This is a genomic window from Herbaspirillum sp. RV1423 (genome assembly GCF_000577615.1).
In the GTDB taxonomy this organism is placed as follows: Bacteria; Pseudomonadota; Gammaproteobacteria; order Burkholderiales; family Burkholderiaceae_D; genus Herbaspirillum.
Genome location: NZ_CBXX010000008.1, coordinates 134088 through 159017, shown reverse-complemented (window position 1 = coordinate 159017; position 24930 = coordinate 134088). Strand labels below are relative to the sequence as shown.

The 24930-nt window shown below is 56.5% G+C and carries 20 protein-coding genes; 8 read left to right on the top strand and 12 right to left on the bottom strand.

Annotated elements, in window-relative coordinates:
- Positions 1–38: 38 nt before the first annotated feature.
- Positions 39–1013, top strand: a complete 975-nt coding sequence (locus tag RV1423_RS11020; protein WP_197034920.1) for an AraC family transcriptional regulator — start codon at positions 39–41, stop codon at positions 1011–1013.
- Here RV1423_RS11020 and RV1423_RS28515 read toward each other — a convergent pair.
- From RV1423_RS28515 to RV1423_RS10985, 7 genes are all read right to left on the bottom strand, one after another.
- Positions 997–1518, bottom strand: a complete 522-nt coding sequence (locus tag RV1423_RS28515) for a GAF domain-containing protein (protein WP_051516627.1) — start codon at positions 1516–1518, stop codon at positions 997–999. The genes RV1423_RS11020 and RV1423_RS28515 overlap by 17 nt on opposite strands.
- Positions 1500–3329, bottom strand: coding sequence for a CocE/NonD family hydrolase (locus RV1423_RS11010; RefSeq protein ID WP_034296428.1), 1830 nt, complete (start codon positions 3327–3329; stop codon positions 1500–1502). The genes RV1423_RS28515 and RV1423_RS11010 overlap by 19 nt, the downstream gene beginning before the upstream one ends.
- Positions 3330–3434: 105 nt before the next feature.
- Complete coding sequence (locus RV1423_RS11005; protein ID WP_034296426.1) at positions 3435–4313, bottom strand: ABC transporter permease; 879 nt, start codon at positions 4311–4313, stop codon at positions 3435–3437.
- Positions 4314–4322: 9 nt separating this feature from the next.
- Entirely contained in the window at positions 4323–5384 is a 1062-nt protein-coding gene (locus RV1423_RS11000) for an ABC transporter ATP-binding protein (RefSeq protein WP_034296423.1), read from the bottom strand.
- A 2-nt stretch (positions 5385–5386) separates the two neighbouring features.
- Entirely contained in the window at positions 5387–6217 is an 831-nt protein-coding gene (locus tag RV1423_RS10995; RefSeq protein ID WP_051516626.1) for an ABC transporter permease, read from the bottom strand.
- Positions 6218–6226: 9 nt separating this feature from the next.
- Positions 6227–7252, bottom strand: coding sequence for an ABC transporter substrate-binding protein (locus tag RV1423_RS10990; protein WP_034296420.1), 1026 nt, complete (start codon positions 7250–7252; stop codon positions 6227–6229).
- 146 nt (positions 7253–7398) lie between these two features.
- On the bottom strand, positions 7399–8319 hold the full coding sequence (locus RV1423_RS10985) for a LysR family transcriptional regulator (RefSeq protein ID WP_034296510.1): 921 nt from the start codon (positions 8317–8319) through the stop codon (positions 7399–7401).
- A gap of 358 nt (positions 8320–8677) precedes the next feature.
- Between RV1423_RS10985 and putA the strand changes: the two genes are divergently transcribed.
- The 4 genes from putA to RV1423_RS10965 all read left to right on the top strand — a co-directional run bounded on the left by putA (position 8678) and on the right by RV1423_RS10965 (position 16771).
- Complete coding sequence (gene putA, locus RV1423_RS10980) at positions 8678–12319, top strand: bifunctional proline dehydrogenase/L-glutamate gamma-semialdehyde dehydrogenase PutA (RefSeq protein ID WP_051516624.1); 3642 nt, start codon at positions 8678–8680, stop codon at positions 12317–12319.
- A 292-nt stretch (positions 12320–12611) separates the two neighbouring features.
- Positions 12612–12989 (top strand): DUF2946 family protein, encoded by a 378-nt coding sequence (locus tag RV1423_RS10975; protein ID WP_197034919.1) that lies wholly within the window; start codon positions 12612–12614, stop codon positions 12987–12989.
- A gap of 117 nt (positions 12990–13106) precedes the next feature.
- Positions 13107–15263 carry a TonB-dependent siderophore receptor gene (locus RV1423_RS10970; RefSeq protein ID WP_081768782.1) on the top strand — a complete coding sequence of 719 codons (2157 nt, stop codon included), beginning with the start codon at positions 13107–13109 and terminating at the stop codon, positions 15261–15263.
- A 20-nt stretch (positions 15264–15283) separates the two neighbouring features.
- Positions 15284–16771 (top strand): PepSY domain-containing protein, encoded by a 1488-nt coding sequence (locus RV1423_RS10965; protein WP_231502186.1) that lies wholly within the window; start codon positions 15284–15286, stop codon positions 16769–16771.
- Between the two features lie 216 nt (positions 16772–16987).
- On the opposite strand, the gene RV1423_RS10960 is transcribed toward RV1423_RS10965, so the two are convergent.
- Positions 16988–17407, bottom strand: a complete 420-nt coding sequence (locus RV1423_RS10960) for an Rrf2 family transcriptional regulator (RefSeq protein WP_034296414.1) — start codon at positions 17405–17407, stop codon at positions 16988–16990.
- A gap of 93 nt (positions 17408–17500) precedes the next feature.
- Between RV1423_RS10960 and RV1423_RS10955 the strand changes: the two genes are divergently transcribed.
- Complete coding sequence (locus tag RV1423_RS10955) at positions 17501–18496, top strand: alpha/beta fold hydrolase (RefSeq protein ID WP_034296412.1); 996 nt, start codon at positions 17501–17503, stop codon at positions 18494–18496.
- A 161-nt stretch (positions 18497–18657) separates the two neighbouring features.
- Here the strand turns inward: RV1423_RS10955 and RV1423_RS10950 are convergent, their stop codons facing one another.
- From RV1423_RS10950 to RV1423_RS10940, 3 genes are all read right to left on the bottom strand, one after another.
- A complete protein-coding gene (locus RV1423_RS10950; protein ID WP_034296410.1) occupies positions 18658–19638 on the bottom strand; it encodes an NAD(P)H-quinone oxidoreductase in 981 nt (326 codons plus the stop codon).
- A 69-nt stretch (positions 19639–19707) separates the two neighbouring features.
- Positions 19708–20040 (bottom strand): carboxymuconolactone decarboxylase family protein, encoded by a 333-nt coding sequence (locus tag RV1423_RS10945; RefSeq protein WP_034296408.1) that lies wholly within the window; start codon positions 20038–20040, stop codon positions 19708–19710.
- A gap of 23 nt (positions 20041–20063) precedes the next feature.
- Positions 20064–21503 (bottom strand): NAD-dependent succinate-semialdehyde dehydrogenase, encoded by a 1440-nt coding sequence (locus RV1423_RS10940; RefSeq protein WP_034296406.1) that lies wholly within the window; start codon positions 21501–21503, stop codon positions 20064–20066.
- A gap of 120 nt (positions 21504–21623) precedes the next feature.
- Between RV1423_RS10940 and RV1423_RS10935 the strand changes: the two genes are divergently transcribed.
- The gene (locus RV1423_RS10935; RefSeq protein WP_034296405.1) at positions 21624–22562 is read left to right on the top strand and encodes a LysR family transcriptional regulator; all 939 of its coding nucleotides are present in this window, start codon (positions 21624–21626) and stop codon (positions 22560–22562) included.
- 556 nt (positions 22563–23118) lie between these two features.
- Positions 23119–24189, top strand: coding sequence for a TnsD family Tn7-like transposition protein (locus RV1423_RS10930; protein WP_034296404.1), 1071 nt, complete (start codon positions 23119–23121; stop codon positions 24187–24189).
- Here RV1423_RS10930 and RV1423_RS10925 read toward each other — a convergent pair.
- Positions 24184–24900, bottom strand: a complete 717-nt coding sequence (locus RV1423_RS10925; RefSeq protein WP_231502184.1) for a hypothetical protein — start codon at positions 24898–24900, stop codon at positions 24184–24186. The genes RV1423_RS10930 and RV1423_RS10925 overlap by 6 nt on opposite strands.
- Positions 24901–24930 lie beyond the last annotated feature (30 nt).

The window sequence follows — 24930 nt, the reverse complement described above, 5'->3', positions numbered from 1 at the left end:
TTCATGATCGATCGTCCGGAAAAATGCCGGACTATGGCATGGCGGCCACTCGCGCTGATGTCCTGTCCCAGGTGCTGACCTTGATCCGGTTACGCGGCGAGCTGGTGTATTCAGCACGGCTGCGAGCGCCCTGGAGCATTGCTTTTCCCAAAGGGGCGGCGCATTTCTATTTCGTCGAGATGGGTACGATGTGGGTCAAGACCCTGGGCGCCGAGCCGATTGCCGTAAATCAGGGCGACATGTTGCTGCTGCCGCATGGCACGGGCCACCAGGTTTGCGACCATCCGGCCACGCCGCCGGCAGAAATCGGCAGCCTCATCAGCGGACATTTCGACCGCGACAAATCGGTGCTCGATTACGGCGGCGATGGCGCATCGACTTGCCTTGTCGGCGGCCTGTTCCATTTTGAAGGGGGATCGCTGGCCGCCATCATGGCGGCCCTGCCCCTGGTGGTGCATATCCCCAGCGAGGAAGGCAAGACACCGGACTGGTTGCACGCGCTGACCCATTTTCTGGTCAAGGAGTCGCGTGAGGTCGAACCCGGCTCCTCGCTGATGATTTCGCGGCTGATCGATTTATTGGTGATACGCACGCTGCGCACCTGGGCTGCCGGTCAGACGCGGCCAAGCAGTTGGGTAGGCGCATTGGGCGACGAGCGTATCGGCCGCGCGCTGAGCGCCATCCATGCCGCGCCCTATCATCCATGGACGGTGGAGGGATTGGCCGGCATCTCCGCAATGTCGCGCTCGATTTTTGCGGAGCGCTTCACTGAGCGGGTCGGCGAGGCGCCATTGCACTATGTCAAACGGTTGAAATTGACGCTGGCGGCGGACATGCTTGCCAGCGGCGGGCTGCGCGTCACGCAAGCGGCGGAACGCATCGGTTACGCATCGGACGCCGCCTTCAGCCGCGCCTTCAAGGCGCAGTTCGGCTACGCGCCGAGCGAAGCAAGCCAACGTCAGGACGGTTCGGGGAGCAAGCCCGGCAGGGGCGTCATCACGAGCTCACCATGACGGGGAGGAATGAGCCGAGCATTACGGGCAAGCACAGGTAACAGGCCACCTCAATCTTGATCGCGTTCTCATTGTCATAGGCGCCCTTCGGCCCGAGCACGTTCACGTTGGCAACGGTCTTTCCTTGCCAGCGTAAAGGCACATTGATGATGCACTCGCAGCCCAAGGAAAAAATCAGATTGTGGTCAGGGAAACTGGCTCGAATGGCATCCCGTCCATCAACAACGAGCGGTCTCCCGGCAGCAATGACTTTTCTCATTTGCGGGGCCGTATCCAGTGCCTTTTGACCACCCGAGGAAAACAGGTCCGGCTTGCTGCTATAAATCCTTTCCGAAAATGATTCGGAGGCATCTATTTTCAGAATGGTCATCAAGGCATGCCCGACGGATGCTTTCAGATACCGGTCAAGCATGCGAAAGCTGTGCTTGGGCGATCCGACGTCGCCAGACAGCCTGCATAGCTTGACCAGGTAATCGGCCGGCGAGCTTACGGAGCGGCGCGCCACGGAATTTCCACATAGGATGCAGTTTCACCACCGGTGACGATATGGAGCAACGGCGGCTGCCCATTTGGTATTTGCGGGAAGTGGTCAATGTCTGCGCCGCCAATGGAAATCCGCAATCTGCTGCCTTTCCTCAGGCGCCACGATACGGGTAGCAGGGCAAATTCGAAGACCTCGGCTTTTCCGGGCGTGAGCAACGAAGCCGCAGACCGGTAGAAGGTCCGATATGGCCAGGTGGTCTTATATGCCGCCGGCGGATTGGCCTTTGCGCGGTGAATGCCTCGCAACATGCCCTCGGTCATGTAGCGAACCGTTCCGTCGTCTTCGATTTCCGACGCATATACGAACAGGGCGGCATCGGTGTGGGAGCTGGCAACGTTGAGTGCAACGATGATATGGCCGCTCAGTTCGCGGTCGGTCTCCAAAACTTCGGACGTGAAATTGAGGAGCAGCTTGTCCCGGCCATGCCAATCGAAGTAATAGTTCTCGATGTTGGCCGCGCCCAACCGTTCCCAGCGGGTGTCGCCGCCGGTGGTCGTATCAAACCGGACCTGGTACGGAATCCGCGCCTGTTCTTCCGCGGCGGCGGTCGAGATGCCGCCCTCGGCGGTGAAGAACCTCTTCTCGTTCGCAACGGGCGGCCACACATTGGACTCATTCCATGTATTGCCGTGCACGCTGTAGTAGTGAACGGGAGACTCTTCCTTGATGCCGGTGGCCATACCCAACAGGTGCTCGTCGAAGAAACGCAGCACTTCGGCCAGAAGCGGGAACTGCGACGACACTTGCATGCGCCACGGGGACACGTTCGTGCGGGCGCCATGGTCCCAGGGACCCAGCAGGAGGCGGTCGTTGGGACCGGCCATGGTCAGGAAGCGAGTGATCGCGCCATTGGCATAGCCTCCGCCATCGTACCAGCCCGAAATCGAGTAAATGGCCACGTCTTTGGACGTGCCTTCCAGTTGGTAATAGAACGGGCTGCACACATCCGTGTTCAACGAGGGGTCGTAAATCGGACCTTCGTCGCGGAACGCAATCTCGGGCATCATGTCATGCAGCCTGAAGTTGTTCTTATGCTCGGCGATTGCGGCCTGGAGCAAAGCCCCGTCGGCGTCTTCGTCGACCGGCTGCGGACCATCCAGCCGCGGGTCGTTGAAGTAGGGGAATTTTGCCGTCAGGACCGGGTCATTGTGGTCCAGCGCAGTCATCAGTTCGTCGTAGTCCCGGCTCCAGACGCGGGAGAGCATGCCGCCGGGGAAAAGCTGCTCGTTATAGATGTCGGAAACGGAAAACAGGGGAGCGATTGCTTTAACGGCTTTGTGACCGGTGCTGGCAAGGAAGCAGGAAGCTGCGCCCAGGTAGGAGATCCCTGTCGCACCGATGACGCCGTTCGACCACGTTCGGGAAACAATCCAGTCTGCCACCTCATAGGAATCATCGCGTTCCTTGGGGGAACGCAAGGCATCCCGGGTTCCGAAACTGGCGCCGGTTCCGCGGACGTCGACGATGACGACAACGTAGCCGCGCGGCACGAAGAAGTCGCGATACTTGGCGCCGTTCGGGCTCGGTTCGGCGCCGGCCTCGCGCAGCTTGAAGCGCCGGTTGTACGGTGTGAAGATGGTGATGGCGGGGAATTTTCCTCCCGGTTTTCCGCTTTGCGGGACATAGACGTCAATAGCGATGCGGCAACCGTCGCGCATTGTCAGATATTGCGACTCCGGCAACGTCGGTATCGCGTACTCCGGCGGCCTTGATTCCAGATACTTTTGCGGAGGAATTTTCCAGCCGGATTTGACGCTATCTAGATCTTCCATGGATATCTCTTGAATTTTAAGTAAAGGGACCCCCTAAAGGCCTGAAAATCAGGCCCCGCAAGATTGCCGGAAAAAGGGGGAGGGGATTCTTGTCGGCGTTAGTTTTCAGCTTTCCATCGTCTTGGCATATCGCCGATGAATAACCCAGTTCGACAGCAGCGCCATGGCCAAGGTGCCGATGACCAATACCAGCGCCAACGCGGCGCCAAACGGCCAGTTGGATGCTTTGGTTATCTGGTCGTACAGCGCGGGCGCCATCATCGTCACGCCGCTGCCGCCCAAAAGCACCGGAGTGGCGTAAGCGTTCATGCAGAGGATGAAAACGAGCATCGTGCCGGCGGCAATGCCTGGCGCCGCGATCGGCAGCACGACTCGACGGAATGACGTCAAGAAGTTGGCCCCCAAGACCTGGGCCGCCTCTTCCACGGAGAAGTCAATGCCTTCAAGAACGCTCTGCAGGGTGAGAATCATGTAAGGCATCACGACGGCGGTGGTGCCGACGATGACGGCAAACGGGGTGAAAAGAAGTTGCAATGGCGCATCGATGACGCCGAAGTCTTTCAGCACGGCGTTTACCAGACCGGCATTGCCAAACACAATCATCCAGCCTGCGGCGCGCACGACATTACCCACCATTAACGGGAAGACCAGCAGGATGACAAACAGGCTCTTGAAGCGACTTTGCGTCTTGGCCAGGAAGTAGGCAACCGGCAGCCCTAACAGAAGCGCCAGGAACGTGCACAGTGCAGCAATCCACAGCGTCGTCCACAATACCTTGCTGTAGTAGGCATCGGAAAAGAATCTCGCATAGTTCTCCAAGGTGAATGCCGACACCATCAGGTCTGTCACGTCGTAGTGATTGAAGCTGTAACGGAACAGAAAGAGGATGGGGATGACAATTATGCCCAAGACGATCAGGGACGCCGGGAAAGCCATGAATGGGCCGCGCAGGTTTGTGCGGCTGCGAACAGTAGTGGTTGTCATGGCGCTTCTTTACTCAGTGAAGAGAACAGCATCCGCGTAGTTGAAACAGGCATGGACCTTCGCGCCAATGGCTGCGTCGCAGTCCGCCAGGGCCTTGTTGTTCGGGACCTGGCAAGAGATGAGTTCGTGTTGATCGGTTCGCACCCTTATTTCAACTTGTGCACCGAGATAGATGACCGATTCAATCTTTCCTGGAATCGCGTTGACGTGAGGCGTCTGCTCCCCCGAGAGGAATATTCTCTCGGGGCGCACGCCGAGACGCACGGCGTTTTTCACAGTCTGCGAGGTCGAAATCGAGGTTCCTTTTTCGGTAAAGAAAGTGCGGTCGCCGTCCAGCTTGCCCGGGAAGAAATTCATATGCCCCAGGAAGTCTGCAACGAACAAATTGGCCGGCTGCTCATACAGGGTCTGCGCGCTTCCGACCTGCTGGACCTTCCCGTCATGCATGATGGCCATGCGGTCAGCGATGGCCAATGCCTCTTCCTGGTCGTGCGTGACGAAAATCGTCGTGAGGCCGAGGCGTTGCTGGAGCTCCCTGATTTCGTCGCGGACTTCGACACGCAGCTTTGCATCGAGGGCTGACAGCGGTTCATCCAGCAAGAACACCTTGGGCTCAATTGCAAGCGCGCGAGCAATCGACACACGCTGTTGCTGGCCGCCGGAAAGCTGCCGCGGATAGCGGTCGGCGTACTGCGCCATGCGCACCATATCCAGCGCTTTACGGATGCGTCCAACGCGCTCGCCGGCGGGCACCTTGTGCATTTCCAGGCCGAAGGAAACGTTTTCCTTCACGGTCATGTGCGGGAACAATGCGTAACGCTGGAACACCATGCCGGTGTTGCGCTTGTGCACCGGGAGGCCGGTGACGTCTGAGACGCCGATAAGAATGCGGCCGGAAGTCGGTTCGACGAAGCCGGCAATCATGCGCAGCGTGGTCGTCTTGCCGCAACCGCTCGGCCCCAGAAAAGCCACGAGCTCTCCGTCCGCGATGCGCAGCGAGAAGTCGTTCACCGCGGCGGCAGGAGCGCCAGGGAAGCGTTTATTCAAATTTTCGATGACAACTTGGGCCATGATTAGACAACCTGACTGAGTTTGACGAAGCGGTCGGTGATGAGCATCACCGCTCCCAGAAGAAGAATCTGCATTGCAGAAACGGCGGCGATCGTTGGGTCGAGATTGAACTCGAGGTACTGCATGATGGCAATGGGAAGCGTCGTGTGGCCTGGACCGACCAGGGAAAGTGACAGTTCAAGGTTCTCAAACGACACCACGAACGAAAACAGCGCCGCCGCAACGATGGACGGACGAAGCATGGGCAAGGTGATGCGCAGAAAGACAACCCGAGGGCTGGCTCCCAGTACGCTCGCTGCTTCTTCAAGCGTGCGGTCCAGGCCTTTCATCCCCGCCACAACGAGCCTGACCGTCCACGGAATCGTCAAACAGATATGCGCAATCACGAGACTCGCGTGTGTGCCCACGATGTCCCGGTCGAGAAATTTTTCTGCCTGGACATAAAACAGATAAATCGCGATGCCGGCGACAATGCCGGGAATCAGCACGGGGGATAGCAGCAATGTGCTGACTAGTTGGCTTCCCCTGAACTTGTTGCGCTGGATCCCAAACGCAGCCAGCATGCCAAGCGCACCGCCTGTCAACGTGGCAACGGCGGCAATCTGGATGCTGGCGATGAAGCCGTTTGCGAACGACGGATTGCGCCAGGCGTTGCCGTACCAGTGCGTGGTGTAACCAGACGGCGGGAAATGGGGTATCGCATCCTTGAAGAAGCTCATCCATACAACGCAAATCAGTGGTGCGAGCATGAAGAGATACATCAGCGCCACAAATACGCGGTGAATAAACGTGGCTCCGGACAAGCCTCGCCGGAAGTACGGACGTGAATACATTCTGACCTCTCAGGACTTAAGCGTTTTCGTCCAGAAGTCGAGCATCTGCACCTGGTTTTGAGCCAGATAGGCGTAGTCAATCTTGAGCATGCGGGCGCGCTCTGCTTCGGTGAAGCCAATCCTGGCGTTGAGCTCCGGTGCAATCTTGGCGTCGCTCACGGTGGGAAGGTAGCCGAGTTTCTCGGCAAATGCGGTTTGTGCCGCCGGCTCCAGCATTGCATTCAGATAGGCCAGGCCGTTTGCCTTGTTGCGAGCGTTTTTCGGGACGCCGGCTTCGTAAAGCGTCGGGAAGCCGCCTTCGGTCGGTATGACGCGGTCGACCGGAATGCCGGCTTTGCGCCACATATAGGCACGCGCAGCCGCGATGATGGTGAACCATATTTCACCGGACTTCAGCGCTGCGGCGACTGCTTCGGTGGAGGGCAGGACCTTGGCGTCCAGATTGCGGAGTTCAGTGAGCTTCGCCTGCGCCGGTGCGATGTTTGTAGGCGACCCGCCGCCGACGACCGCAGCCACCACCGTATTGGTTGTGAACAGGAAGTCGGAGAGGCCGACTTTTCCTTTGTATTTCGGGTCCCACAAATCCGCAAATGACTTCGGAGGTGTTTTCACAAACTCCGTGTTGTAGACAATTACGTGCGCAGAATAGATGTGTGCGATGGAGAATTTGCTTTTCAAAAACGGAAGGATCAGGGCGGACCTCGGAACGTTCGCTTCGGTGATGGGTTCAAGCGCACCCGCCTGGCCTGCGGCATACATGTCGAAGTCTGCGAGACAGGCAACATCCATGCTGCCGCGGCGCGACTGGCGCTCGGCCATCAGCTTGGTCCTGCGCTGGGTGGGTGCCCCGATGTCCTGGATCACCTCGATTCCCTTCGGCTTGATCAGGGGTGTGTCGACTCCGCTGCGAAGCGTATCGCCAAAATCGCCGCCCCAGGTGCCAACAATTGTCTGATTTTGCTGGGCGAGCGCGAAACGGGGGAGAAGCAGGGAGGAAGCAGTTGCGCAGAGCAGATGACGACGATTTACGTTCATTTTGGCCCTCTATTGTGATGTGAGTCACCAGATTATTGTTTTCCAGGGCAGATGACAAACATGAAATTCCAATCAATATATAAAATTCGACTATGGCAGGCATGTCTTGCCTTCGTCAGCGACAACCGCAACGGGTTGTGGATGCGCTATGAAATGGGGGTCACATGAAGCCATTCCTTTCGTTCCACCTTCTGACGAATCAAGCGCGCGAGCGTATCTCGTACGACTCCGCAGGCCGAGTTGGAAATGGCCCCCTTCGACACGCAGAGAGAAAGCGTTCTTTGCAATGTGACGCCCTCGATCCGGGTACACCGCAGCAATTCCAGGTTTTCTCCCTTCAGCGCCGCCCAGGGGAGAATGGTCCAGGCCAGTCCTTCGCGGGCGGCGCCCACCATCACCGAAGCGGCTGCACTTTCAGCGATGACGGAGTACCGCAGACCTTGTTCGGTGCAGGCGCGCTCCATTTTGACCCGGACAGAATTCGGAAAGCTGGGAAGCACAAGCGGCATCATGCAAAGCTGTTCCAGGGTCGGCGAGTGATCGAGGGGGGACGATGCAGGTCCTATCAGCAAGAGGTCTTCTATCAGGAGCGGATAGATATCGAATTTGGTGCTTTCCTGGATATCGACGCCGACCGTAATATCAAGCGTCTGTTTCGCCACCATTTCCGCAAGGTCCGCGGTAGCCCCTTCCACAATCTCCACGGAAATCTGTTTGTATCTGGATGTCAGTTCGGCCAATAACTCGACCGCCACCATTTTCGACGTGCTGGTTGGCAGGCCAAGCGAGATATGTCCCGTTGGGTCGGTCGATTCCTGCTTGACGACGACGGTCGCCTCGTCTATTTGTCGCAGGATGGTTTTCGCGTATTGATAGAGAAGTTCCCCTGCCGGCGTCGGCCGTGCGCCCCGCACCCCTCTGTTGAGCAGTTTTACGCCGAGTTCGGCTTCGAGATTTGCAAGATGCTGACTGATCGACGGCTGCGCGACGAACAGGGATTGTGCGGCCGCAGTGATGCTCTCCAGTTCGACAATGCGCGCGAAGTATTTTAATTGCTTGAAATCCATGTCGTCTCTTCCAAAGGTCAGCTTTTTGTCAATCTTAAGGCACACGAGAAAATATCAGAACTCATTTCGTCAATAGACGTGAGATGCGTTCCATGCAAATACGTATTTGCCTATCTCAGTCCAGACGATAAAGCGATGGATGCATTGGAATGTCATATGGGAGCGCCAAACGGTTTTGATTGCAACCCTCTATTGCGCTTCATATAGTGGAGGTCAGCCCAACCGGACGGCCACGCCGATGATTGCCCCAGAAACAAATACTGCCAGCGAGCTTCCGACGCTATTCGAGCGTTCCTCTTTCTTGCCCGAGCCGCTGGCCAGGTCCGCATCGCGAAGAGACAGTTGCCAAGCATTTCCCATGCCAGAGCAGCAAGCCGTTGCCTTACTCATCGATTCGGCGCGGTTGTCCTGGGCGCAGAAGACGCGTGTTCTCGCCGATGCAAGCGGCATTGTCCACACGCTTCGAGCTGCTGCGACGACCGATCGTCTCGACAGATTCATTCATGACTTCTTCCGCACGTATCCGCCTTCTTCTCCTGATGGCGTTGCGCTTTTGCGTCTGGCTGAAGGGCTGCTTCGCATACCGGACGCAGCGACAAGCGATGCGCTGATTCGCGGTGAACTCGATAAAGCGCACCGGCACTCCGGTCTGGACCCTGACATATCGATAGCGTTGAACGTGGTTTCCAGGCTATTGAACGTCGCGAAGCATCTGTTTGCGGAAGACCAGGCGCATCCGTTGGAATCGAGGATCAAGGGAATGGCGCGTTCCGTGCTCGAGCCCGTCTTGCGCGGCGGAATGAATACCCTCATCCGGAAAATGGGCGGTCGCTTCGTTCTCGGCCGGACAATGGATGAGGCGATACATAACGCCGCATCGAAGAAGGATTTCAACTACTCCTTCGGCCTCGCCCTGGCATCAGCGCTTTCCCAGGAGGACGCGCAAAGGGCGGTGCATCTCTATGAGAATGCAATTCACGACATCGGACGTTCTGCAGGTACGAGGGAAATTTACGAGAAAGCCGTTATCTCAGTCAAACTCTCGGCATTGCATCCGCGTTATGTTCGAAGCCAATATCCGCGCGTCATGAGCGAACTGTACCCGCGCTTGCGGCACTTGGCCGAGCTGGCCAGAGGATACGGCATAGGCATGTGCATAGGCGCGGAAGAATATGGCCGTGTCGATATGTCGATGGACCTTCTCGCGAAACTTTGCGAGGAACGCTCGCTCCGCGGATGGAATGGCATCGGTTTTACGGTTCAGGCCTACCTGAAGCGCTGCTCTGAAATCATCGACTTCGTCGTCAGTTTGGCCAAGCGCGGCAACCGAAGAATGATGGTGCGGTTGGTCAAGGGCGGGTATTGGACTTCAGAAATAAAACGTGCGCAACGGGAGGGCTTGGAAGACTATCCTGTTTTCACACGCAAGGAGCACACCGACATCTCTTATCTGGCATGTGCACGACGGCTCTTGTCCGAGCCGGAAAGTATCTATCCGCAATTTGCCACACATAATCCTCACACGCTGGCGTATATACGCGAGATAGCCGGTCGGGACTTCCACCACGGGCAGTATGAGTTCCAAGGTTTGTATGGCGTTGGCGAATATATCTATGCAGACGTGGTGAAGGGAAACGCTTCCGATAGCCTCGATCGTCCTTGCCGTATCCACTCGCTCATCGGATCATCGCGTGTAGTGATTCCCTATCTGGTGCAGCGGTTTCTTGATGACGGCGCCGGGACGTCATTCGTTAAAAACTTGATAAATAGCGCCATCTCTGTGGACACGCTTGTTCAGGATCCAGTCGACGTTGCAGAGATGCCGATAGAGGGGCGCCGTGACATCGGCCGGCCGCACAATGCGATCCCGTTGCCGATCGCACTCTACGGAACAACCCGGAAGAATTCGCTCGGAGTCGACCTGGCGGACGAATCGACACTCTCGGATCTGGCTGACGCCACCGCAAGGGAGGCCGGAAAGTTGTGGGCAGCGCATTGGTCGGCGAAATCCGAAGATGCACGTCATTTTGCATCCCGCTGCATCAGAAACCCGGCAATCCACAGCGACATCGTGGGGGATGTCACTCCGGCAAATCCAGATGAAGTTGACCGCGCATTGCGGTTGAGCGTCGTCGCAAGCCACGTCTGGAGCAAATGGTCTCCGATGCAACGCGCCCTGGTGCTGGAGCGCAGCGCCGAGCTGATTCACGGGGCGCGGTATCGTCTTATTTCGCTCGCGGTGCGCGAGGCCGGCAAGACCATTGCGAATGCCGTAGCGGAGTTGCGCGAGGCCATCGATGCGCTGCGATACTACGCTGCGCAGATTCGATTCGAATTTTCAAATGATACGCATCAACCGATGGGCGTCGTGGCTTGCATCAGCCCTTGGAATTCGCCTATCGCTATTTTCGCAGGCCAGATCGGGGCCGCTCTTGCTGCCGGAAATTCTGTCGTCGCAAAGCCGGCGCAGGAAACGACGCTCATTTCGGCGCTAGTCGTTCAGCTTATGCACCAGGCCGGCATCCCGGACAATGTACTCCAGCTTCTGCCGGGCGGGAGCGATATCGGCGCCGCATTGGTCGCAGACGCCAGGGTCGAAAACGTGCTCTTTACCGGTTCGCTCGCTGTCGCCCGCCAGGTCAATCGAGCGGCGGCGTCGCGCAGAAATGCATTCGGGCAGGTTCCGGTTTTTATCTCGGGAACCGGCGGTCTGAGTGCAATGATAATGGATTCATCCGTGTCGCCGGAACGCGTGGTTGCCGAGATCGTTGCATCCGCCTTCGACAGCGCGGGACAGCGTTGCTCGGCATTGCGACTTCTTTGCATCCAGGCCGACATCGCTCAACCGGTTATCGAAAAGATCAAGGGAGCAATGGCCGAATTGTCGATTGGAAGAACGGATATTCCAAGCACCGACATCGGGCCGATGGTTCGTCGCGATGTCCGTCGGTCAGTCGAAGAACATATTGCGAGAATGCGTGCAACCGGTCATCCTGTCTTCCAGGCGGCTATCGGGGATGAGTTTGCAAAATCAGAAAACTTCCTGGCGCCGACCTTGGTTGAAGTAAGCAGTATCGATGCAGTACGCGGCGATATTTTTGGACCGGTATTACACATACTTCGGTTCGAACGAGACGATTTGCCGCGTCTTCTTGACGAAATGAAGACGGCGGGAAACTTCATTTCGCTCGGCCTGTATTCGCGCCTGGAGAAGACCATCGAATTCGTAACGGACGGCGTCAGCGCAGGTAATCTGTGTGTGAACACAAGCTCCGCGGGGTCTGTTTTCGGTGGGCAGCTTCTGGGCGGTGAAGGTCTGTCGGCCAGCGGGCCGAAAGTCGTCGGGCCGTTGTTTCTGCGCCGACTGCTGGCAAAAGCGCCTTTGAAGTTGCTTCCGGGCTCGCCTGAAGATGCCGGCCTGTCGGGAAAACGGAGTCGCTTGATGGAAGGATTGTCGCAACTGCGTTCCTGGTTGCAGGGCGGTCAAGACCGGGAATTGATTGCGTGCTGCGATATTTTTCGAGAGACTAGCGCGGTTGGCTTGGAGCTCGAGTTGCCTGGCGCTATCGGTGAAACGAATCTCTATCGCCTTCTGCCTTGCGAGCGTGTTTTATGCGTTGCGACAAACCGCGCCGATTATCTTTTTCAGCTTGCGTTCGTTCTCGCCGCCGGCTCACGCGCTATATGGCTTTCGCAGCCCGATACAAGACTTGTGTTCAACGAGTTGACTCCCGCGCTGCAGGAACGGGTGGAGCTTGTCGAAAGTCTCTCTTCGGCCCGTCCATCTGCCGTTTTGGTGCAAGACGCGCGGGAAGGGGAGCAACGATTGGCCGAATCGGTAGCATCTCTTGACGGCCCGATTGTCAGCATTCAGTTTGCTGCAATCGGCGACCGCCACCCTCGATGCTTCTCTTTTGAGCGGCTTTTGCGGGAGAAAACCGTATCGGTCAACACTTCCACAATGGGCGGCGATATCGATTTTTCCGGCACATCGCGTTGAGATTCCTCGTCAATGATTAATGCGGGCCGCTGCCCTGGTATCCGGTCTTGTTCTAAATATTGTCATGGCTTGGGTCAGACCGGCGGCATCCCGCGGCAGCGATTCGGTGGCAGACGTTGCTTCGCCGAAGTTTCTCCGCGAGGTGCGACTAATTGTCGCACTTCAAGCCGGCACTGAATGCTGCAAACCGCTGGAAAGCGTTTGTACACAAGCCTATGCGGAAAAATCTCATATCGTTACGTGGAAATTTCAGATGCACTGAAAGATGAGCGGCGCGGTAGAATCGGCGCCCATGAAAACCTACCAGTCTTCTTTGCGGCTGATGTCCTGGATCACTATCGCAGCGTTGCTGACGATGCTGTGGTCCGGTACAGCGACGGCTGTCGTACCGGATACGACGAGTCAGACGCCGTGGGGAGAAATCTGTTCGGTCAATGCCAAAGGCATCGACGCCGGAACGTCGGGAGCCGGTCACAGCAAAGACAGTCTGCATGTGCATTGCGCGTTCTGCTGCAAACAGAATGCAATGTATGTTTTACCCACTCGATTCGATATTGTGCTGGCTGCACCTGCCGGCTGGGCCTTGCCCGCAGCAAACCGGAAGGCCATACCCATTCTCTCTGAAGCGTGGCTGACGCTTCCCTCGCGCGGACCGCCCGCGATCTGTTGATGATCCTGTCGGCGATATTGCCGGCATTCCTTCGAGCTTCCCTATGCCAACTCCACTCGCGTCGGCGTAGAGACGCATCTGCCCGCTCACGGGCAAGTACGCACAATTCTCATCATCATGAAAAAACAAGCATTGCGGCTGCATCGTCCCCACGCAAACATTTCAACGCAACTCTTTCGTCTGCTGGCTTGCGCGCCATGCGCTTTGGGTCTGGGCAAGGCTGCCTGGGCAGTCGAAGCGGCCGGCTCATTGCCGGAGATTTCTGTCTCCGCCCAAAGTCCGGGACAGTTGAGCAAACCGGTATCGGTCGGCTCCAACCTGGACCTGACACCATTGGAAAATCCCGCCAGCGTCAGCGTGATTTCGCGCGAGCAGTTGGAAGAGCGCGGCGACGCCGGCATTGTCGACGCCATCACCCGCGCGCCCGGCTACAGCAGCATCGGCCATCCGGGCAACAGCGGCAGTTCGCTGTCGGTGCGAGGCTTTACAGACACGACATCGGTCATGCGTCTGTACGACGGCGTGCGCCAGTATGGCGGCGTAGGCGTGAGTTTCCCGTTCGACACCTGGAGTATCGATCGCATTGAAGTGCTGCGCGGCCCAGCCTCGGTAATCTACGGCGATGGCGCTATCGGCGGCGTGGTCAATGTGGTCCCGAAAAAACCGACGCGCGGCAAGATCGAGAATGAGGCGGAACTGACCGTCGGTTCGCACAATACCCAGCGTCTCGGCCTTGGTAGCGGCGGCGCCATCAATGACATGCTCTCTTATCGCGTCGACATCAGCGGAGACCGTTCCGATGGCTGGGTTGATCGCGGCAATTCGAACAATCTATCCTTCTCGGGCGCGTTGCGATTGGACGTCACTCCAGAACTGTTTGTACAACTGAGTTACGCACAGGGACACCAGCGTCCGATGCGCTATTTCGGAACGCCCCTGGTCAACGGGCAACAACTGGAGGCCCTGCGCGACAAAAACTATGACGTCAGCGACAGCGCGATCGACTACAAGGATCGCTGGGCGCAACTGGAAGCGCAATGGACGCCGAATGCCGACGCCACCGTGCGTACGCGCCTGTACCAGATCAACAGCAACCGATACTGGCGCAATGCCGAGTATTACACCTACAACGCCGCTACCGGTCTGGTTGACCGCTCCGCAGCTACCGAGATCCGGCATGATCAGTCGCAGACCGGCAATACGACGGATGCCACGTTCCGCGGTCATTTGTTCGGATTGAAGAATCAGGTCTCGGTCGGCTTCGATATCAACTCCAGCACTTTTACGCATACCAACAATACTTACGCAGGAGACTTCCCGTCGGTCAATCCTTATAGCTTTGATCCCGGCACTTATAGCAGCGCCATTCCCTTCATTCCACGTTACCGCAATACGGCGTCGCAATATTCGCTGTTCAGCGAGGACAAGTTGAACCTGACGGAGCGCTGGACCGTGCTGGCCGGACTGCGCTTCGACCATGCCGATGTCTCTCGCAGCGATCTGGTCAATAGCGCCAACAATTTCAGCCAGAAATTCTCCACCGTCGGCTCGCGACTGGGAACGGTCTTTGCTATCACGCCGGATCTGAGCGTGTACGGCCAGTATTCCAAGGCCGCCGATCCGGTCAGCGGCATGCTTTTCCTGACGCAATCGAATAGTAAATTCGACCTGTCCACCGGCCGCCAGCTAGAGGCGGGCCTCAAGCAGGCTTTCTGGGACAAGCGCGGGGAGTGGACGCTGGCCGCTTATGAAATTCGCAAGAACAGCTTGCTCACGCGCGATCCTGCCAACCCCAACCTGAAAGTCCAGGTCGGCCAGCAGTCTTCCCGTGGGATCGAAGCAAGTTTGTCGTTGGCCTTCGCAAGGGACTGGAAGCTGGACGCAAACGCATCGCTGCTGCGTGCGCGCTATGACGATTTTTCCGAGGCGGTCGGCAGCGTCGCGGTATCGCGTAACGGCAATGTGCCGACCAATGTCCCGGAACAACTTGCCAATTTGTGGCTGAGCTGGAATTTCGTGCCGGCATGGACCGCCAGCGGCGGCCTGCAATATGTGGGTAAACGTTACGCGGACAACGCCAATACGCTGAAGCTGCCGGCCTACACGACTACCGACCTGGCGCTGCAGTGGAGGGCGACATCGGCGACGACGCTGACGCTACGCGGCAACAACGTATTCGACAAGCGCTACTACACCACCGCGTATTACAACAGTACGCAATGGCTGGCAGGGCCGGGACGTGAAGTCCAGTTCAGCGTCAATCATCGCTTTTGATCGGGATGACAAAGCTATCAGTGCGCCTGCGGCGCTGGACCTACCTGACTCATCGCTGGTGCGGCGTGGCGGGTTGCGTGCTGATGGCGCTGTGGTTCGCGAGCGGCATCGTCATGTTGTTCGTCGGCTATCCCAAGCTCACTCCTTGGGATAGGTCGCATGCCTTGCCCGCACTGGCTTCCGAGCCCTCATACCGGACGCCGGAGCAAATTGTGGCGGCCGCTCGCATGCCGCCGGAACGCATGACGTTCAATGCCGCTGACGGTCGTTCCCGCTATGTATTGCATTACGCCGACGGCAGCGTCGATGTGTTCGACGCCGTCAGCGGCGAGCGCCGCGGACGCTTTGATGCCACTGATGCATTGCGTTCTGCGGGACTGTTCTTGCCGCAAGCGGACGCGACATACGTCGGTGCGGTGCAAGAAGATCGTTGGACGCATTCGCGCGGCCTGGATCCTCACCGACCGCTATATATGATCCGGATGCATGACGCAGATGCAACGCTGCTGTACGTGTCGTCGCATACGGGGGAAGTAGTCATGCAGGCCCCACGTATGCAACGGCTTTGGAATTTCGCCGGCGCCTGGCTGCACTGGCTTTACATGTTCAAGAACAAGCCGGTCGATGACGTCTGGACCTGGACGGTGATCCTTCTGTCGGCCGGATGCGTGTTGCTTGCCTGCAGCGGCATTCTGGTCGGCGTCTGGCGCTGGCGCTTTGCGGGGCGTTACAAATCCGGATCGCGGTCGCCGTATCAGACCGGCTGGATGCGATGGCATCACCTTCTCGGACTGACTTTCTCCCTGATTACGCTGACATGGATTTTCAGTGGGTTGATGTCGATGAACCCGTTGGGTATCTTCTCTGCCGGCATTCGGCCCGATATCGCTGCCTACGCTGGCGGAACGCCTGCCGGAAAACGCGTGGATGCCACGCCCTCGGCCATCCTGCAGGTTTTGCGGGATGGCGATTTCCATGCGGTAGAGCTGGAGTGGAAAACACTCAACGGCAAGCCGTTTGTGCTCGCACGCGACGCCGCCGACAATTCGCGCCTCGTCGTTGAGGAAGATGCGAAGCTGGCAGTCCTTGCTGAATGGCCTGTCGACACGTTGCAAACTGCCGCAGCTCATCTGATGACGGCGCCGATCCGTCATCGGGCGCTGCTGGCAGAATACGACGCCTATTTCTATCGCCGTGAGCCGGAGGCGATGATGGGCGGTTCCGAACGGAGATTGCCCGTTCTCAAATTCGAGTTCGGCGATGCAGGAGCGACGCAAGCCTATATCGATGTCCGTACCGGCCAATTGGAACTCAGTGCGGATCGCGCGCAGCGCGTCGGGCGTTGGTTGTTCAGTTTTCTCCATAGCTGGGATTTACGCCCGATGCTTGAAGTCGGATGGTTGCGGGAGCTTATTCTGGTGCTGCTCAGCTTAGGTGGATTGGCCTTGTCGACCAGTGCAATCGTTGTCGCATGGCGTCGGGTGAAGCATAAGTTATCGCGCTGCTAGTATGTGCCGTTTGGTAGTGATTGGTATGGCTATAGCATCCGTCGGATAAAAGAAAATCCACAGATTGCCGGATATCTTGCGAAAGACTTAATCGGGGATAAAGCTAGATGATCCGCCTTTGGCGCGTCATCTATTGCTTAGATTCCGCGTAATTGGCCCGCCGTCAGTTTTAATAAACTGGTTGGCTTGTCGATGTGGTCCATACGTCGCCACAGATTATTCTGCTTTCTTGAAAGAGGAAGCCAAGTCAGCCAGCGTGATGCCTTGAAGTGTTTCGCTGAAGCGCACCTGAGCTTGCTCGAGCGCCCCACCAACAGCCGAATTCACCGCTGCTTCTACTGGGCATTTGGGATGATCAGATGACAGGCCAATTGCGAAAATGTCTTCCGCGCTCAGTGCAGCTTGCACATCCAGCAGTGACACCTCTTCCGCTGGCCTCGCCAGTACCCATCCTCCGCCTTTTCCTCCCTCGGACTGTACGATGCCGTGGCTCTTCAAGCGGGCCATCGTCCTTCTGACCACGACCGGGTTCGTGTTCAGCATGAGTGCAATTGTCTCCGACGTCTCTTTGCCGCCAAGTAAGTGCATATGGACCAGCACGTGCAGCATGCGAGACAAACGAGTGTCAGTGCGCATCTACGCCTTTCAATGAATTATGAGAGTTGAGGTTGACCAGAGATTATGTGTAACTTATGATGTTACGCATGTATCTTATCAGGAGATTCTATCGTGGAAAAAATTCAGTACAGGATGGTTGCCGCGAATGGCATCAACATGAATGTCGCTGAGCAGGGTGAGGGCCCTGTCATTCTGCTCTGTCACGGCTTTCCGGAGACATCGTACTCCTGGCGACACCAGATGGGCCCCTTGGCAGCAGCAGGATTCAGGGCGGTTGCTCCGGATATGCGCGGTTACGGAAAGAGCGATAGTCCTGGTGCTGTGGAATTATTCTCGGTGGAGCATTTAGCGGCGGATATGGTGGGACTGCTTAATGCCCTGGATGCCAAGGACGCCGTAATTGTCGGTAACGACTGGGGCGCTACCGTGGCTTGGCATGCTGCGTTGAGATATCCGAGCCGATTCAGGGGCTTGATAGCGCTGGGCGTGCCGATGATGCCGCGAGCTCCCGCTCCGCCGACACAGCTCTTCCCGCACACCGAAGACCTGGAGCTGTACGCGCTCTACTTCCAAGATGAAGGCAGGGCTGAAAAAGAGTTCGAAACGAGCGTAAACGAAACCTTGGTGAAAATTTTGTATGCAGCGTCTGGCGAAGCCGGGCCGCGCGAGCAGGGAGACGGAACGCCGAATCCGTTCGGCATGGTGAACAGGAAAGACGGATTGCTGGCATCACTCCCGCTTCCTTCGAAACTTCCATCTTGGCTGACGCAAGACGATATCGATGTCTTCACACTGGCCTTCGAAGAAAGCGGCTTCCGGGGAGGACTGAACTACTACCGGAACTTAGATAGGAATTGGGCGCTTGAGGCCAGCTATTCAGATGCGGTCGTTACTGTGCCGAGCCTATATCTAGTTGGAGAGCGGGACACCGGGCTGAGCATTCCAGGCATGAAAGAGATAATTGCTTCCATGTCAGCGAAGGTGCCATGTCTCCGAGGAACACGTGTGATTCCGGACTGTGGTCACTGGCTGCCGCAGGAGCGGCCAGATGTTGTCTCTCAAGTAATTCTTGATTTTGCCAAAGAGCTGGGGGACGGGGCAGCGTAGGTTGCCCTAATTGGTTGGCAACCATCAAGCAAATTCCTTTTGCGATAAGCGGCGACGGTTTCTCAGGGGGCTCTGAAGAACCCTGAGAAACCCGAAGAGGTCTGACTTTTTTTGCACGCTGTTTTTAGATGAACAAGCGTATGCACAACTTAAGTATTTGCTCAGGTAGTCAGGACAATTTTTCCCACGTTCAAACCATCTTCCATGCGTTTCTGCGCTGCGCCTGCCTCGGCCAAGGGATAGACGCTATCGATGATTGGATTCAATCCATCCTTGCCAAACTGGGATAACCAACGTTCCTTGAAACGACGCGACATGGCGTGCTTTACTTCTTGTGAACGCGATTTCATGACTGTGCCCATAATTTGCAGGTGGCGATACAGCAGACGGTCCAGCGGTATCTTCGCGTTTTCGATACCACCCATGATACCGATTTGCACCAGGCGGCCGCCGAAGTCGAGCGAATTCACATTGCGTTCGAAGTAAGGTGCGCCGATGAAATCAAGGATGAGGTTTACGCCGCGATTTTCTGTTCGTGTAGCAACTGCCTCCGCGAAGTCTTCTTTCTCATAATCGATTACATGATTCGCCCCCATTTTGCGAACCAGATCATGGGCGCTGCTCTGTGCTGTGGCAAAAACTGTCGCGCCAACCGCATGTGCGAGCTGTACCGCCGCACCGCCGACACCACCTGCTCCGGCGTGAACCAGAACTGATTCGCCAGGTTGCAGCTTGCCCAAGTGAATGAGCGCTTCATGGGCAGTCACAAATACTTCGGTGATTGCCGCAGCATGAATATAGTCCATGCCGTCTGGAATCGGCATCGCCATACGGTAGTCGATGCGGGCAACCTCAGCATAGGCGCCACCTCCAACAATACCCATGACACGGTCACCGACAGAATAGCCTTGGACTTCCAAGCCGATGGCGACCACCTCGCCCGCGATTTCCAGGCCCATGACGGTGGAGTCGCCAAAGTCAGGCCAGCCGTAGCCGCCGCGACGGTGGGTCAGGTCAGCGCGGTTGACGCCGGCTGCATGGGTACGCACCAGCAGGTCGGTGGGACGGAGGACAGGTTCTGGGACCTCGTTGATTTTGAGTACGTCGGCGGCGCCGAATTGGTCAAAGGTAATAGCTTTCATGATGGTTCCTTATTTCGCTGCGATAGAGCCGGATGGCCGCTACGGGGCTTGCGCGGTAGAAAAATATAGTCAGGCGGCTTGGTTTTCAGAGAACACCGCGTTGGCGTAAGCGGACGCCGTGATGGCCGCCGGGAAGCCGGCGTAGAACGCCAAGTGCGTGATGGCCGCACTCAGCTCAGCCTGCGTCAAACCATTCTGGATACCGCGGCGCAGATGCGCGGGAAGTTCGTTGGCGTGGTTCATCGCGATGAGACAAGCGATGGTGATGAGGCTGCGGTCGCGCGGTGCGAGGTCCGGGTCAGTCCAGACTTCCGAATATAGCGGCTGCTCGACGAAATCGGACAGCTTGGGGGTGAAGTGGCGGGCCGTTGCGCGAGGGCTGGTGAAATCGATGGGTTTCATGACGTTTCCTGTTCGTATCTGAATCAGGCCTGGCTGATGAATTTGTTGGTCAGGTAATGGCCGATGCCTTCCGTGCCGCCTTCCGAGCCATGACCGCTTTCCTTCATTCCACCGAAAGGCAGTTCGGTGGCGATGATGCGGTATTGGTTGATGCCAATCATTCCAGCCTCAAGGCCGTCACCGACGTCGATGGCGGTACGTGCATCTCGGGTAAAGGCATAGGCAGACAGTGCGTAGGGCAAGCGATTAGCTTCCGCCAGACCGTCCTCCAGCATGTCGAAGGGGCGTAAGACGGCGATGGGGCCGAACGGCTCTTCATGCATGATGCGAGCGCTCATCGGCACGTCGGCCAGCACGGTAGGTTCGAAGAAATAGCCCGGACGGTCGATACGCTTTCCACCAGTCAATACCTTTGCACCTTGCGCCACTGCGTCGGCAACCAGCGATTCCATCTTGGCCAGTTGGCGCGGATTGGCTAGTGGACCCACTTGTGTGCCGCTATCCATGCCGTCACCGATGACCAGCTTCTGCGTTGCTGCGACGAAGCGTTCCTCGAAGCGGGGGTAGACGGCACGCTGAATCAGAAAACGGGTCGATGAAATGCAGATTTGGCCGGTGCCGCGGAAGCGGTTGGCGGCACCGCCAGCCGCTGCAGCATCGATATCGGCATCCTCAAATACCAACACGGGGCCGTGTCCGCCTAGCTCCAGCGTGATGGGTTTGACGCCGGCGGCAGCACGCTCGGACAGCAGGCGTCCCACAGGTACGGAACCGGTGAAGGCGACCTTGCGAATGACCGGCGAGGCAATCAGTTGTCCCGAGACCATGTCCGGAACACCGAAGACGATTTGCAGTACGCCTTTAGGCAGACCGGCATCATCCAGGCAGCGGGCCAGGGCCAAGGCCGTCGCAGGGCTTTCTTCGCCTGGTTTCAGAATGACGCTGCAACCGGCCGCCAAGGCTGCCGACAGCTTGCGAGCAGGGGTAATGGCAGGGAAATTCCAGGGCGTAAAGGCAGCTACCGGACCGATAGCCTGACGCTTCACTAATTGCTGGACGCCAGGGCGATTGGCGGGAACCACGCGGCCATCGATACGGCGCGCTTCCTCGGAGAACCATTCGAAGTATTCCGCGGCGCGCAGCACTTCATCTCGGCTTTCGCTCAGGGGCTTCCCTTCTTCCAGCGTCATCAGCGCGGCGATGTGCTCAGCGCGTTCGCGCATCAATCCGGCAGCGTTTCTCAGGATGCGGGCGCGTTCGGCGGGAACTGTATGGCGCCATACCTCGAAAGCTTCTTTAGCCGCGCTTAGCGCCTGGTCCAAGTCTGCGGCAGTGGCGAGCGGCAGACGGCCCAGTGCCGCACCCGTTGCGGGATTGATGACAGCGGAGGTGTCGCGGTTTCCAGCTTCCAGCCAGACACCATTGATAAACAGATAGAGCTGGTCGTATTTATACTTTTGCATGATTATCTTCCTTGGTTGAATTCGGTAGCATGTGGGCTTGCCGTAGGAAGAAGATTAAAACTGAGGGGGACTGTTGATAAGATGACTCTTCCCCACAATGGTTATGCAAGGAATGCACAAATGCAGTCAGAAAAATTCGCGGAGTTTCTGGGAGTCTTCGCCGATGTGGCGCGGGAAGGCAGCTTCTCCGGTGCCGGTCGACGCCGTGGTCGCACGCCTTCCTCCATCGGGCGCCAGATTGATACGCTTGAGGAGTACCTCGATACCCCTTTGTTCTTGCGTTCCACACGACTGTTGACACTCACCGACGCGGGGGAGGCGCTATTGGTGCGGGCCAGGCAAATCCTTGACTCACTGGAAGACGCGCAGCAAGAATTGGCATCGATGAAGGGCGCAGTGACCGGCACCCTGCGGGTGGCCTGCTTCCCGACGTTTGGCAAGCGCTATGTCATGCCAGTCATGGGAGAACTGGCTCGTAAGTATTCTGATTTGCGGTTGGAATTGGACCTCACTGAAAGGCTTGCTGACCCGGTGGCAGAGCGTCTGGATTTGGTTATCCGAATCGGTGATATGGCTGATAGCACTCTCATCGGGACCCGCATTGCAACGCAGACCCGGATTTTGTGTGCAAGTCCAGCCTATCTCGCGCAAGCAGGGACTCCGGCCGAACTCGCAGACCTGGCATCGCATCGCTTAATCGACAAATTGCATGGAGCGGACTTGCTGGGATGGTCTGACGTGCTTGGTCAGCCGGCGCGCGCAGTAAGCTCGCAGCCTGTGTTTGCCTGTGATGATTTTGAGGCGATGCGCCTCGCCGCCAGGGAGGGGCTAGGGATTGGCTATCTTCCAGACTGGGTGGTCGGGCCAGATGTCAAAACCGGTCATCTTTTGCAGCTCTTTCCTGAGTGGTCAGAGCAACCACATGCATGCACAGGAATTCATGCCTTACGCGCATTGAGGCAGCCGCCAGCCCGAGTCACGGTCCTGCTGGATACGCTACGAGCGCATATCGGCTATCCGCCGGGCTGGTCCCTGGGACTCCAAGAGCCTGGCGCCTGAAGATTTAAGCATCACTTCAGATGGAGGACTTGCGTTCCATGGCTCCATCTCTGCAAACCTGCCTCTTGTCTTCGGGCCACCACAGAGGGTTTCTTGTAGATTTCAGCGAAGCGCAATCCGGACGGTGCTACGCAAGGTGGTTGTGCTTAAAGAAAGTGTTAGCGGCCTTTGTGTAAAAGGGTTTCCGGCTGAGTGAAGGCTATCCGGTTATCCCTTCTGAAAAACGGTCGCTAACGTATTGTTTCGTGGTTCGATAACATGTGTTCCGCAATATTAAAGTCTGAGACAAATATGTCGGTATTTCCGACATTTCCGACTCTAATGGGCAAGCTAAAGTCTGAGACAAACAGGCCAATATGGCCGCCGCTAAATCTGCCGTTTCGTATAGTCCGAGACAATCCCTCTCCGAATGCGATCGGCGCAATTATAGCGGGAATTTATCGAGCATAAACGTCCTGTTTTGCCTATAGTCTGCTAAGGGATATGAGGCAGAATCCCATAGCAGCGCGAGAGGTTGCGCGCACGACTAGGTGAGGTGCGTAGTCGTGCCACCGTAATGGTCTCTCCGGCCCATTTATATCCCATGTCCTTTGACCGCTCACAGATAGATCTATTTCCTACATCTGGAATTGCGAACTGGCTCCCGAACGAGACCATCTTCAGCATGTGTAGTCGGTACCACAAGCTCAGTGGGAATCTGCTCGCGTCGACGACATGCAAACAGCTATTCGGTCACGCGCAGAAAGGGACTGCTCATGATTTTCCAAGCCGAATAGATATGTTCGTGCAGAATACTGGCGGGCTTCTGGGAACCACGGACGATATTATTCGGGAGCGAACGCTCCTGCCTTTCTATCTTCCATTTCGCTCAGCTGTGGATGAGGAGGCCGCGTTTTTGGCTATGGCTGGCAGTGGAATTGGATCGATGAAATTTCAACTGGGGATACTTACCAGTCGGTTTGGTGCCAATCATCCCTTGAAAGCCTGTGCTGAATGCATGGAAGAGGATCAGAAGAATTTCGGCACGGCGTATTGGCATTTGAGTCATCAACTTCCAGGAATATGGATTTGCTTAGCGCATGAGCAGCCGTTGATGATGGCGAGTGAGAAATCGAATGGCATTGGAAGATTTCTTTGGCTTCTTCCAAATCAACAGGTCCTAACTTCAATTGATTGCAGGCAATTCTGTTCCCGTGAATTAGCGGCCGCTATCAAGATCTCTCAAACCGCTGAGCGGCTTCTATCGTTGCAGCGTGGTTTTCATTTTGACTCAAGGATTCTAGTCAAAACCTATCATTCTGCACTTTCTAAACGGGGACTACTAACAAATAGCGGGAAGCTAAATAATACGGAAATTGGCGCGGCATATTCGATGTTCGCCGGCGAACTATCTCATATACCAGATTTCTCAAATGTTACAGAAAACCCAAACGCGTTTGGTGGGCTAGTGCTCCGACTATTGCGGAATCCGCGCTCTGGCACGCATCCACTACGGCATATTTTACTAATTTGCTGGCTATTTGATACCTGGGGTAGTTTCTGGGACGCCTACCTTCAGGAGAATCTAAACGAAAAAATACGGGAGATTGGGAAAAAGGAAAACTCGGATCAGGAATACGCATCATAGGTTCCACTGATTTATGACTGTATGTAGCATCTCAATATGCGTGGTTAGAGCTTCAATTGATTCGGTGCACGAACCAAGCTCTAGATATCGCTTCATATACTTTGATGCAATTTCAACCTTGCGCCCCTTGTGGAGGAAAAGTCGCCCGTCGACTTCCGCGAAGTATTTGCTTCTAAATGAAGCTGGGAGATACGACTCCATTGTGTAGCCGTCTGTAATCCATACTTTTAGGCGAGCCGGAGAAAGCTGTTTCAGTTCATTGAGTATCCGTACTTTTGGTGAACTTGAGTTCTGCACTATAAGCACACCGTCTGGATTGAAGGAAAAGTCGAAGTCCCTGTCCATTACCACAATCATATTTCTGTTCATCTTTAGCATGGAAATCAGGGAGTCCTCCTCGGCCGCACTCATATGTGAGAGAAGGGCTCCACCATAGAAGCAGAAGGAGTAGTCAATATTTTCTTTGGGCTCAGTTTTCTGATAGAGCTTACAGAAAAGATGTAGCCAATGCTTGATGTACATCCGATCCGAGGGGCCTTCCACCCAGATAATTCCATTACTTTGTGAGATATCAGAGTTCCGGATGCCCAAGGCATCCATGACGCTCCATGCACAGTTCATCTCTCTCAGGTCGGCGCCTGTCGCATCAAAAATCTTTGGGACGCCCTTCCAAGTATTGGATTGTTGGAATACGGTCGAGTGGGTAGTCATGAACATCTGAAGACGGCGATGTTCTGCAAC